General features: G+C 34.9%; 7 protein-coding genes and 4 pseudogenes. 4 read left to right on the top strand and 7 right to left on the bottom strand.

Annotation, left to right across the window (positions count from 1 at the left end; genetic code table 11):
• Positions 1-109 precede the first annotated feature (109 nt).
• The 4 genes and pseudogenes from COD92_RS32450 to COD92_RS31180 all read right to left on the bottom strand — a co-directional run bounded on the left by COD92_RS32450 (position 110) and on the right by COD92_RS31180 (position 3,467).
• Positions 110-283: a hypothetical protein gene (locus COD92_RS32450; RefSeq protein ID WP_176541383.1), complete on the bottom strand. Its 174-nt coding sequence runs from the start codon at positions 281-283 to the stop codon at positions 110-112.
• 128 nt (positions 284-411) lie between these two features.
• Positions 412-813 carry a DoxX family protein gene (locus tag COD92_RS31190; protein WP_306418579.1) on the bottom strand — a complete coding sequence of 134 codons (402 nt, stop codon included), beginning with the start codon at positions 811-813 and terminating at the stop codon, positions 412-414.
• Positions 814-1,617: 804 nt separating this feature from the next.
• A pseudogene (locus COD92_RS31185) lies at positions 1,618-2,483 on the bottom strand (aminoglycoside 6-adenylyltransferase).
• 186 nt (positions 2,484-2,669) lie between these two features.
• A complete protein-coding gene (locus COD92_RS31180; RefSeq protein WP_098532298.1) occupies positions 2,670-3,467 on the bottom strand; it encodes a carbonic anhydrase in 798 nt (265 codons plus the stop codon).
• A 387-nt stretch (positions 3,468-3,854) separates the two neighbouring features.
• On the opposite strand from COD92_RS31180, the pseudogene COD92_RS31175 reads away from it, so the two are divergent.
• Positions 3,855-4,325 (top strand): annotated as a pseudogene (locus tag COD92_RS31175) (DinB family protein).
• A gap of 498 nt (positions 4,326-4,823) precedes the next feature.
• Here the strand turns inward: COD92_RS31175 and COD92_RS31170 are convergent.
• A pseudogene (locus COD92_RS31170) lies at positions 4,824-6,111 on the bottom strand (IS110 family RNA-guided transposase).
• A gap of 213 nt (positions 6,112-6,324) precedes the next feature.
• Positions 6,325-7,227, bottom strand: coding sequence for a DMT family transporter (locus tag COD92_RS31165; RefSeq protein ID WP_098532297.1), 903 nt, complete (start codon positions 7,225-7,227; stop codon positions 6,325-6,327).
• A gap of 361 nt (positions 7,228-7,588) precedes the next feature.
• Here COD92_RS31165 and COD92_RS31160 point away from each other — a divergent pair, with 361 nt between their 5' ends.
• The gene (locus COD92_RS31160) at positions 7,589-8,209 is read left to right on the top strand and encodes a cysteine hydrolase family protein (RefSeq protein ID WP_098532296.1); all 621 of its coding nucleotides are present in this window, start codon (positions 7,589-7,591) and stop codon (positions 8,207-8,209) included.
• 273 nt (positions 8,210-8,482) lie between these two features.
• Here COD92_RS31160 and COD92_RS31155 read toward each other — a convergent pair.
• Positions 8,483-9,021, bottom strand: a pseudogene (locus COD92_RS31155) (RCC1 domain-containing protein); the annotation flags it as partial.
• Positions 9,022-9,318: 297 nt separating this feature from the next.
• On the opposite strand from COD92_RS31155, the gene COD92_RS31150 reads away from it, so the two are divergent.
• Positions 9,319-10,428, top strand: a complete 1,110-nt coding sequence (locus tag COD92_RS31150) for a tyrosine-type recombinase/integrase (RefSeq protein ID WP_176541382.1) — start codon at positions 9,319-9,321, stop codon at positions 10,426-10,428.
• A gap of 2,393 nt (positions 10,429-12,821) precedes the next feature.
• Positions 12,822-13,238, top strand: a complete 417-nt coding sequence (arr, locus tag COD92_RS31140; RefSeq protein ID WP_098532294.1) for an NAD(+)--rifampin ADP-ribosyltransferase — start codon at positions 12,822-12,824, stop codon at positions 13,236-13,238.
• Positions 13,239-13,375 lie beyond the last annotated feature (137 nt).

Below are 13,375 nucleotides of genomic sequence, written 5' to 3'. Positions count from 1 at the left end.
TTATTCAAGAAAAGCGCCCTTTAATGGAACAACAAGGAACTTCTATTATCTGGTTTATTTTTTATAGAAAAAAAGCGTTCCTCCGTTATAGATACATCGCACCCAGTGACTATTCCCCGGTTGGTTTTTCATTTTGATAAAATTCTTTTGGCTTTTCCAATTGTTCCTCATAGTCATTAATCAAACGGTTTCCAAAACTCGGGAGTGACTTCTCTTCTTTCCGTTCTCTCCTCTTTCTTAGCCATTCTCGAATCCGTCTACGCAACCTTGACAGCTTCTTCATCGTTCTTCACCCCAATTACCTTCATCTTTTTCCTTCGGCAATCCTACGGGTATCCATTATGCGTTTTTAAGTGTAGTGTGTTACACCAAACGCGCCTCGATTGTAAAATAAAAAAACTGTTAGAACCTTCATCCGGCCAATATAACTGCTGTCAAAAATATGATTTGTATGATTGTTCGAGAAAATAAAGGAGTACTAGGTTTTCCGCTAAATGTAATTCCTTTTCTTGCAGCATAAATATTAGCTGGAAACATAAAAATAAGTAGCAATGCCAAACCAATTGAAGGAATTCTTGAAGTAAGTGGAATCAGTAAACCTATAGCACCAACGATCTCAAGTATTCCAGTAATGGTGACTATGAACTCTGGGTTCGGTACACCCGGTGGTACCATTTTGATAAGAACAGGACGTCTCTTCCCCCAATGAGCTGTAGCCGTTAATAAGAACATCAGAGCAACAGCAACTCGTAAAGAAGTATCCCATGCGTCAAAGTATGATATTCCTAAAACACCAGTTATGCGTAAAATCAAAAATGATAAGATCAGGACGATAAACGGAGCGATATGTTTCCTCCCCTTAACATTTCTCTTTAATTATTGATACTACTTTATTTTTATAAGTATTTCTATTCATTTGTAGTTTACATTAGCCCTCTTTACTAAACTTTAACATTGATATCCAATTTCTTTAAAGGTGTTATTCCACAAAATGGCCCGATTGTTGAACACAAGTTAAACACTTCTCTTCAACAAAACTGCCACGTTAGTGCTGTAAGTATAGATTCACAAATTTGTATAATTTAATGCTCGTTTTGTTCACTTTTGTTTAGCCCTTAATCGTTTTAATTTTCTTTTATGAGTACGTATAGCGGTTTCCTTATCTTTTAAACTTGTGGTAACCACTCCATTGCTTTCTACTACCACCAAATTATTAATTCCTCTTTGATAGTTTTTATAGGAAATATACATAAATACCATCCTTCCTTCATGAATAATATTTGTCTTTCCTTATTTGTGGTTATTCATCCGGTTAATTACAATAATTTTAGCTTTTATTTTTTTAGTTTGTATTAAAAAGAAGTAAAGTTTTCTTTAATTATTCCTTACAATTTGACCACTTTAAAAGGTAACTAAGATACGTCAACTGCTGCATAAAAGAAAAAGAGCCGCAGCTACGACTCTTTGTTAAACTCAGGCACCCATTACTTTAAGTACAATTCTTCACAAACCATGCGACATAAAAACAAAATGCCACCTTGATTGGCAGCAAATTAGGCATTTCCTTACTGTGAGAGTTGATAAAGGAGTTTAAAATAAACCATATTTCGATTCCATTTAATAAATTTCATTTGCTTTAGCAGGTAAATTTCTTACGTGTTTAAGGTATTGCGTCATGTTTACATCATCTTCTTCAGGATAGTTAAATGAAAAATGTTTAAAGCCCTAAATAAATCACATGTGATAAAAATCGAATTCCAGAAATCAACATAATCAGCATCAGAATAGGTTCTTTTATACATCTCCCAATAAGATGTAGGAAGATATTTTTTATAATACTTGCCCATTTTTCCAGTGGAAATTTTGAAGTCATTTTTTATCCCAATCCACCATGATACCATCTCATCCAGAGAAGCCCTAGTGGTATACTCAAACATGAGTTTGGCATACGGCAATTCATCTCGCCAAATTCCTTTTGCAACGTTTTGTAAGCACCACCAAAAATTGTTGGTACAACTCATAAACAATGGTTCTGTTGGCTTTTTTACATGATAGTCAATATCTGTCGGAGAAGGAATAAGAGGTAGAATATTATCTTTATCCAATAATGGAAGGGTAAGTTTATCATTTTTATACACTTCCAGCATTGCTTCTTTCGTTTGAATACGAAGGTCGATACGATTTCCATCTTTAAAAAGCATTAAGTAACCATAAGAACTTTCATAATCCTTATCCAAACCAATAAGTTTGTCCATTTTATCTGGTTCCTGAATCATAATTAATTCACCAAAAATAGTAATCCATTTTTTATCATTTATAAATGACGTGGTTTCCGTCACTACATAAACAATATCATAATCCTGGAAAATATCTTTTGGAACGTTAGGATTGGTTCTTGAACCGTTCATATAGACTGCACGTATTCTGTCATCTTTTTGGGCAACATTTAAAATTAAATCAAACATGACTTTTTCACTTCTCATAATTTTCACCCCTACAAAGTGGTAAAATCTATCTGGCATCTATATATAAGTTCATTATAGCAAATGGAAATTCCTTCTTCAGCTAAACTGCCCAGTTTGTTCAATAAGTAAGTTCAACAAATAGAGCGTTAATCTCTCTTTGATCAACGCTCCCGTTGGGTATAACAATCTATTAACGTGGATATTTTAGCTTTTTATGACTTTACGATTATTTAGAGATTGAACTGGACGATGATCATCTGGGAAAATCTTTCGAAATGCTTCAATTTGTTCTTTTGACATTTCAATCGGCATTTCAAAAATGGTCCATTTTATCTCTTCTGTACAAGGAGGGGTCGTTAATGAACCCTCATAATGAAATGCAGTTTGATCTTCAGGAAGCAAAGCCTTTAAATCAACTGACTCATTCAAGGGAATTTCTTTATCTGTTTCTTCTTTCGGTAGAATATCCCAGACAGCTGCCAGATTTTTATTTTCTTCACCTTCCTGAATCATCACTCCAAGGACAGCAATCTTTCCATTTGAATCTTTATGTACAAGGTGAAGCTCCATTTCATAGTTTTTGCCGTTGAATTGATGCTCACTTGGGGTATGGAAATGAAATTGTGCAAGCTTGTACTCCTTCCCCTCAATGAGTATGCTGTTACTACCACCTGCAGCATTTGCCTGTACAGTATGACCATTGTTCATGAGTGAAAATGACGTCGGTTCATAATTAATTTGAAGGTCTTCTGCAGCTTGTTCATTCTCAACTTGCGAAAATTCAATGTTAATTGGCGATTGTTCACTACCATTTACACAGGCTGAGTTAGCTGGATCTAATTCCCCCCAGTGCTCGGGGCTTGTTTCCCCTTCATAGGACCAATGGGAAGTATTTATTTTAGTTACTTCTGTTCCTGCATTCTTTTCAGTTGCCTGTTCTTCTTTTAGTTTGGGAGTTTGTGCATTTTGTGATGCACAAGCTCCTAATACAGAACTTAACATCACAGCTAAAATTGGATAAACGAGTATCTTCTTCAGTGTCTTTCCCCATTTCCTGTTTTTACAAAACCTATATTAATTAAGATACTAAATATCAAATAAAATACATATACCTAATCTTTAAGTATAACGCTTACATTTGGATTTTGGGTGTATTTTACTATCTCAAATTTTTTGTGTTGATTTTTGAATTTCTTTTCATATCTCCTTATTAAGCTAACCTGCCACGTTTGTTCAACAACAAAGAAACAATCCTTTAAATGCAGCACCTCTTTCTTCTGCACCATTCGTATAAAGTACAACTAAATTTTGTAAAATATTCCTCCTTCAGATTGGCACGAACGTTCATTCGTGTATAATTATAATATGCTTATCAAAGGAGGAACTTTTATGAATTCAATTGAATTAATTATCTTAAACTTAAATGAAGTAAAAAGAAGAAGCATAAAAGTCTAGAGATCTATTCCTGAAGAAAAACTATGTTGGAAGCCAGATAATGAAGCAATGAATTGCCAAGAAATGGTCAGGCACATACTGGAAAGCGAACATTATTATCACCTTGCACTTAAAAATCAAGGAAGCTTATCTGTTTTTAATTCCCCTTTTGAAAACAGACCTTTTACTTCTGTAAATTCTGAATTGGAATTTGCCGAACCCTATCGTAATCAATTCATAAATACAATCAGATCATTTTCTGAAGAAGACTTAACAAATATTAAGATTGACCGTTCTGATGCAGGATACATAAGAAACCTGGGGGATATACTCCTACGCATTGCTTATCACGAATCTGTTCATACTGGTCAGTTATTAGATTATTTAAGAACCGCAGGTGTTCCAAGAATCCGTATCTGGGATTAGTGCGTAATATAGGTGCTTTCACTGTTGTGAAGCACCATTTTTATTGCGTATTCGTTTTTTTAAAGTGTTCCCTTCTTCAACTAAACTCCCTCTATATAGAAAGGGAAATCTCCCGATTTCTCTTGTTTTCTCCAAATTACGCAGTAGTCTGATTTAAAATTTTTTTGTAGCCTGGAATAAAGGTGTATTCAAGGATAAATTTGGGGGGCAAAGTGAAAAAACGACTAATAGCTACCAAACCATCCTTATCCAAAATATGGATAACAAGTTAAAGTATGGTTGCACTGGTGGATGTCCACATTTACTCATGGAGGTCAACCCTCCCATATCTCACAGAGTCTTTGCTCCAAAATTCCTTCGTCCAACCTTTCCATGAGGTGGATGTCAGTCATGCTGCCCGACAGGGTCCTTGCCCGTAGTTTAGTTGATTTACTGACTAATCCGTGCTTCAAATGTCTAAAAATTAAACTACTTAACAATTAAATACAACAAGAGAAATTAAGCTGCTATCAGCAATTCGGACATATGAGGAATGTCCCTTAACATACGTTCTTCACTAAATTCACACTGCTTTTTACCGATGGTAAACAGAATACGAATGAGCTTATTACATATCGCAATTAGCGATTGCATCTTCTTCAAAGGTTTATCTGTGCGTTTTGTAAAATACTGATGTAATGCTTTAAAGGCGGTATTTTTAGCTACTAAAGGCATTGCTACTCGAAAAAGGAGTGCTCTTAAGAGTCTTCCTTCCTCTCTTAGTAATTTTGGTTTGTCCTTTGTGCTTTCCAGATGTATTTTCCTTTAGGTTCAGCCCAGCCAATTTGATAATCTGCCTAGGGTGGGTGTAGTTGCCTATGTCCCCTACCTCCGAATAAAAGCCTGCAATCGTATCTTTGCCTATTCCCTTAATCGCCAACATTTGTTCAACGCCTGGAATTTGTTCAAGAAGTTTATCTATGTTAGACTCCAGTTCTTCGAACTTTTCCTTTATAAGTTCATATTTGTCTATTAACGTGCTTAGCTCTAATTTAGCCATATCCGAACCTTCACGAATGCCAATTGAATCCACTGCCACTTGCTTTAGTTCTTTTATTTTACTGAGTCCCACTGCACGTTTAACAGCTTTTCGAAGGTGTTGAAGTATATCTTGTTCGGAGAGATTCACTAATTCATGTGGCAATAAATTAAGTTTTAATAGTTGAATTGCAGCCTTACCTTCCCAATCTTTAAATACCGTAAGGAATTCTGGAAAGTAGCGGTCTATCCAATTATGGATTTGTCCTTGAACTGCTTGAAGATCAACTGATAAGAGATCACGAATTTTTCGAGCCACTCGGAGTTCTGCATATACTCCTTGTGGAATATTAGGTTCAGCATATCTCCCGTCTTTGACCAATTGTGCAATAACTCTTGCATCCTTTACATCATTTTTAGTTGGAGAGTTATCATCTAACTCCTTGCTTTTCTTTACGTGCATAGGATTTACGACTACAAACTTGATTGTTTGTTCCTTAAGGAAGTGAGCTAAATTAAGCCAATAATGACCTGTCGGCTCCATTCCTACGATCACTTTTTCCATTTTGTTTTGACCCATTAAATTTTTAATCCACTCTATGAAACAGTTAAAGCTAGAATTTGTATTTTCAAAGTATAATGGTGCCGAAACTTCTAAACCTCTAAAGTCTTGGGCTCTTGCCACATGCTTGTATTTAGCAATATCAACACCTATAATTAATGTTTGAGAAGTAATTTGAGCAATCTTTTCATTTTGGTTATAATTCATTTAAATAGCCTCCTGGTATTTATGTTTGTGTCCTTTTTGCCGCGAAGCTTTGGACACTCATATCTTACCAAGGGGCTTTTTTATATTCAAACCTCATATTTCTTCATTACAGGAATGCTGCCCATTTAGTTGAATAACGAAAATGAAAAAGGACTGCCGAAACAGTCCAATTGTTGTGAAAGTAAAGCACCCGCTTAATAAGGAAGTCTTTTCTTAATTAGTATTTACAGGAAGATCATTATTCTGACTTCGAATTCTAACCCCTAAAGCAATTGCAGCTCCAATACAGCTAGAAAGGCACCCTATTACCAAATAAATTGATGGAGTTGATTCACCAATTAAAACAGAAGCAACCCCTCCAATTACTGGGAATAGAGCTACCATATACCCGCTTTTTGCCCCTCCAATTTTTTCTACAAGTTTTAAATAAAATAGCCAAGCCATAAAAGAAGCAATCAAAGTTAAATATAGCAAAGCAGATAAATATGTAACTGTTGTTGGAAGTATAATTTTATTTCCTTGGAACAGTACAATTACCCCCATTAAAACACCAGCAATTGTAAAACCAATAGCATTTGCATAGATAGGGTTAATCTTTCTATTAGCATTTCTTGCAGAACTTGCATCACCAACAGCTGTTAGAATCGTACCTAACAAAGCAATCATGATTCCTTTTAAATCAGTAAGTCCTTGAAAATCATTTAAGTTCGGATAGATTAGGACACATACTCCAAATACCCCTAGAATTCCCCCAATTAACACGCGAAAATATAATTTCTCTTTTAAAAAAACACGGAGAGCAATCGGAGTCAATATCACTTTTAACGAAAAGATTAAAGTTACAATGGCAGCAGAGCTCAAAATTGTGGCGTAATAAAGGCACAGATAACTTAATGCAAAGTTACATACACCAAAAACTATAATAAACGGGAAATCTTTTGTACGTGGTCTCCCATTGGGTTTAAGGAACCACACAAGAACTAAAAATAAAAAAGCTGTCATAACTAAACGATATGATAATGATAATTCCAAACTGACGGGTGTTCCTTGAATTTTTACCGCAATAAAATTTAACCCCCATACCATTAAGCAAAATATGTACATAAAATTTGTCACTGCATTACCTCATTCTACTGTTTATCTTAATATATTAATAACTTTTCAAAAATAATTGTAACAAAATTGAAGTAGTCAATAAACCACGATTTGAGCATTTTTCATCTTCCACTAAACTGCCAGTTTGTTGAACAAGAAAAAGAGCCGCAGCCAGCAACCCTTTGTTAAACTCAAGCACCCGTTACTTTAAGTACAATTCTTCACAAACTTTCCCTTTGCTAGAAACAGGGACTATTCCAATTTAATACCAAAGCTCGATTAAAAATAGAATTTGTCCAAGCAACCATCAATATATATTCAACAAAGAACATAAGTTGAATTAAAAGACAGGAAACTTATTTATGTGAATTGGAGGAAAATAATGTTTATACCTAATCCCGCTAATACAGCTATTGTCATAACAGACCCACAAAATGACTTTCTGTCCCCCGGAGGTAAAGGATACCATTTAACAAAAAAAATTATTGAGCATTACAACACACTTGGTAACCTTGAAATTCTAATAAGTACAGCCATGAGTAAAGGATATCAACTTTTTATATCTCCCCATTATATATATCCCCATGATTATAGTTGGCAATTTACTGGGGCTGAACAAGAAATGTTATTAAAGCTTCGAGTATATCAAAAACAAAATGACTACACTTCTGTAGGAGCCGACTGGGTTCCTTCACTTAAGCCATACATTTTAGCTAACCAAACTGTCATTGCGACCGCCCATAAAATTGCCAGTCCGCAGACAAATGATCTTGTTTACCAATTACGTCAGCATAGGAAAGAAAAGGTGATTTTGGCAGGTGTCTTATCAAACATTTGTGTAGAATCACATATGAGAGACTTAATCGAGAATGGATTCCAAACAGCAGTTGTTTATGATGCCACTGCCACCATAAGTGAGAAGGATTTTCAAGCAGCTGTTACAAATTATCATGCATTTAGCAGTGCTACATGGTCAACTCAACAGGCAATCTCTCAATTATAAGAAATAAAACATTTCCCAAGAGTTGACTTAAAAGGGTTGCTATTAAAAGCAACTCTTTTTGTTGAATTCTAAAGTTCTTTCACTAACCTGCCAGATAGTTTAAGTACAACGTTTCACAATCTTTTTTTGTACAAAAAGAAAAAAGGCGATCTCCCTCTAAAAGTATCGCCTCGGTTAGCTGAAGAAGGAATTTTTACCTCTTATGTTTATCCTTTTTTGATTTATAGTTGCAGAAACTGTATTCTTTTTACCCGAAAACTAATTGCCGAGCAGTAGGATGCCGCTCCAGCCGCTAACATCGCATTGGCCATATTCATTATCACCCACAGCAACCGCCGTCCCATCCGATTTAAGCCCAACAGTATGAAGATAACCCGCCGTTACCGCCACCATATCACGCCAACCGCTTACATTGCATTGGCCTTCATTATTTCGCCCCACAGCAACCACCGTGCCATCCGATTTAAGCCCGACGGTAAAACGCCAACCCGCGGCTACCGTCACAATATCGATCCAGCCGCTAACATCGCATTGGTCATGCTTATTCCAACCCACAGCAACCACAGTACCGTCAGATTTATGACCGATTGTATAGCATTACCTGTGTTCGTCGCCATATGAACATTACCAGCGGCGACCCCCACAATATCGAACCAACCGCTTACATTACATTGGCCATGTTTATTATCACCCACAGCCGCCACCGTGCCGTTAGATTTAAGCCCAACGGTATGACGACGACCCGCCGCTATTATATTTTTAGGCCACTGTCTCACCTTTAACGCCGTTTCTTTCGGTGATAAGAAATCCATGTTTTACCTCCTTTAAAACAAAACCTATTTTATTATTGTATCACTTCTGCTTGTTATACTAACCTTCCATAAGTTTATAAGAAAAATAGTATCTATATTTATTTTGTGCTGTAGGAAAATGAAATGGGTATTAACCTTATGAACTAAATCTAATTTCGTCTGAGGCTTAATCTGCGACATCGTAATCTTATAAAATTCTGGAAAGAAGACTATAGTTAGAACAAATATTCTGTGTTATCTTTACTTTACATAATATTTTTATTTATAACTAATCTTAGGAGGTCAAAAAGGAATTACTTGACTCTTCTTAATCAAAATGTGACAGATGAACAGTACTTAACCCATTTACAGGAGAATCTAAAAGCTCGCCATCTACTTGATGAAAATCTTAACCTCACTCTTGAAAATAGTGCGGAACAGGATTTTTTTGAATTGTTTTTTCTAGAGAAACTCTTCCCACAAGATAAGCGGCTTTCTGCACATACGGTTAAAGCATATCGTTCAGATACCAAAACGCTGCTCACATTTTTAACAGACCATTCCCTTTCTTTTCGGGATATTGGATTCCCGGAAGTAAAGGCTTATAACCAATTTATTAATGAAAAGTATGCAGTTAAATCTGCAATACGAAAATTGGAGTTTTTCAGAAGGTTATTGAACTTTGGTTATGAAACACAATTTTATAAAGCCCACCTTTCCACTTGGATTTCCAAACCAGTGTCTAAAAAAGGACACTATAAAATAGAAGAAACTCGTCATGAAGAAGCACAAACTCGTGTGCAAGTTAGGGAATTGAATCAAAGAGAAGCTGAATTTCTTATTTCCTTTTTTCCTAAAATTGTAAAGGTAACGAGAAATCGAGGACAATTGAAGAAGAGGAATTTGCTGATTGGCTACCTACTCTATACCACAGGGCTTCGTGCAAGTGAGCTTTTAAGCTTGAATTGGGGAAGTTTTCGATATAGCCGAAAAGGATTTTTATTTGTAGATGTGATTGGAAAAGGGAATAAACCTCGATCAATTCCTATAAGAGATGAAACCAAAGAAATTCTATTTAATTACCGAAAAAGTATGGGCGAAACTGTTGAAATAAATATGCAGGATACCAGCCCGCTCTTTTTCGCCTTATACAATAAAAATGAGCCTATAGTAAATAAAAGACGGTTAACCTACCCTGCCCTGAATAAAATTGTGAAGGAAGCTGTGCAACTTGCTGGAAAAAATTTAAGTGTAACGCCTCACTGGTTCCGTCATACATTTGTCACTCTTTTGCTTGAGAACGACGTTCCTCTTGCGGTAGTTAAGGATTGGGCTGGCCATTCGGATATTTCTACAACCAATATATACCTAGAACGCATTAATCAAGATAACTCATATATTCATTTAAATAAAGTTAACTTGTTTTAAAGATATTCAATTAATTTGATTCAATACGTAGAGCAATGGCCATAAATCTTTATTAAAAATTTATTTTTACAAGTGATTACAATAGAACTTGGAATTGAGTAAAATTCTGCCTCAAATTATTTAAAATACATTATTCAAAGTAATTTAAGTCATTCATAAAAATGTACAACACATTTTCTTTAATTTAGAATGTTGGAGATTTACATTCTGGCGGAAATATCATTTAATTCATGTATAACTCTTCTAGTAATTTTGTTGGAGATTAATTATATGAAAATTCAAAAATCATGTCATCCTTGGCTTATTTTATAAAAAGATCCATCATATGGAAATATCTTTTTGTCTCCATCTCACCATGTGCAACTCCTCTTATAAAACAAATATATATTTAAAATCAATGATTATAATGTTATTAATATTAAAAATAACATTTATTTAAAGTATATTCATCATATATATTAAAATATATTATATTAAGAGTTTTATATACGCTGAAAATACGTAGTAAGTCAGTGACCCGCAGGAATTCTTTTCAAATCTAAAAAGTCTCGAAAAGTTATTTTCGAGACTTTTTTAATAATGTATAAGAGATTACTTTTACAAACTGTCAATTTTATTGGGTAACTTTTCACAAGCAGTTTTTGAAGATAGCTGCGCCTGTTTTCCTATGTCTTGATGTACCCTGAATACAAATCAGGCTTTAATGGCTTATAGTGTTTTCTTGTGATTTGTATATTGCTGTTTATTCCAAATTCGCTCTTATTCCTATTGCTGTCAAAATTCCAATCACTGAAATCAGGATGGTTACTAGTAAATTCATATAAATCACTCCTCTGCGTTTATGAATTTACATTGTATCATTTCTTGCTTGATTTTTTATGGACCTAAAATCACAAGTATTATAAGAAATGATTCTCAGTAATTAAAATTGACAGCTATATTGGATAGTCAATTTGTCATTTTTTTAGAGCACATCAAGTGTAGTAAAACTCTTAAATCTAAATCATATTTCACAACGTTAGCGACTCCCCCAGGAAAATTCGGTCCTCCAAGAGTTATCTGCCCTATGTCACCAAAATACATGCCAGTTAGAGGCAAATAAGACAAACCCTTACTATTCTTTGCCAATTTTTGCTCATATCAAGATACCCTTGTTTACTCTTCATATTCGTTCAAAAGTTGTCGAAAGGAACAAAAAGAAACTTGGCGAATTTCCTCTAATAAGGAGGTGAATTTATGGCAACAAAACTAATTACTGTTCCAAGAGCAGAAGCTGAGATAAGATTGTACATAACTATGGTGGAAGAATATCAAGCAGATACCTTGGAAAAATGGATAATCAAGGAGTTTGCTTAGACCAACAGTATTACAGAGGTTGTAAAGAGATCAAATGCAAAAGGAATGACACTTGATCAAGGTTATGCCAAATCAGTCTAAAAATGAAAAGCACGTGACGAGCTTCATAGAATGTTGAAGTCTGGCTATCTCACACGATTGAAGCCTAAAAAAGAGAGACTTTACTGACCTTACATAAGTCCATTCTAGGCAAAGTAACTCTAGGGACATTGGAAATCCTTGGGTCTCACCATTAAAAGAGGATGAATATGCTGAATACAGTGATCAACATTTTATTAAAAGGATAAAAATTGAGGATCAACTTTCTTTTGAACTGGAACAATTCTGGACAAAATATGGTCCTCAATGGGATGCTTTAGGGAAAACAGTAAACAATGAAGTACTTTTAGTTGAGGCGAAAGCAAATCTTTCAGAGCTGCATTCCCCAGCATCTGGCGCTAGTAACGAACATTCTATACGACTGATACACCAATCTTTAGAAAACACAAAAGCTTATATTGGGGCAGACCCTAACGCCGACTGGGCAGGCAAATACTATCAATATAGCAACCGAATTGCCCATTTGTATTACTTTAGAGTATTAAACATGGGTTTCTCCTTCTGCTGGAGACTTCGGAGTGGATTTTGAACACACAACTGAAGAAGGATTATTTTTGGGGCAAGTAAAGTGTTATCTTAACGATGTTCCATTTGATCCGATAGCACTAATTCACCATGCGGGTTAGATGCGAGTGTATCGTGAAACAAAGGATAGCGCGTCTCTTTCTCTATGATGGGTTTTGACGGAAGAATAGTTACATTAACCTGCTCCGTTAGCACAATAAGAAAAAGCCGCCTAGAATGGCAGCTGGACTATAAATATTAGTATCATTTAATTTAATAAATTTAAAATAATCATTAACAGAATGGACTCAATATCATTCTCTCTACTTACATTATACCGTTATTTATATTTTTTTAATAGAGTATTTTTTTTGTAATTCCTGCACTATATTATACTCTAAATACAAATCTAAAAATAGAAGAGGTGTATCAGTATGAATGACAAAAAAGATGTCTTAGATAATGGTCCTTTTTTTCATGGTACTAAAGCAGAATTAGAAATTGGTGATTTATTAGAACCTCAACACTTATCAAATTACCAAGAAAAAAAATCTAACCATATATACTTTACTGCAACATTAAATGCTGCCAAATGGGGTGCTGAATTAGCAACATCTAATTCAAAAGAAAGAATCTACATTGTAGAACCATTAGGAGATTTTGAAAATGATCCTAACTTAACTGATAAAAGATTTCCTGGAAACCCAACACGCTCATATAGATCTAAATCGCCTCTAAAAATAATAGCTGAATTAGCTTCATGGGAAAGACACTCCGATGAAGAGATAAATCATATGCTTACATCTTTAAAGAAATTAAGTGAAGAAGGAAAAAATGTGATATACGATTAATTTTCAAATAAACACTTCCCCCTCAATCTGAACTGTGACCCATAAAGTGGACAGTTTAAAAAAGACCTTTTTAAGCAGCTAGTAGATGACTCCGGTTTTGGGCCGGAGTCATTTTATTTAACCCCCATTGATAACGA

This window comes from Bacillus sp. AFS037270, from assembly GCF_002585305.1.
This window is presented reverse-complemented; position numbering and strand designations above follow the sequence as displayed.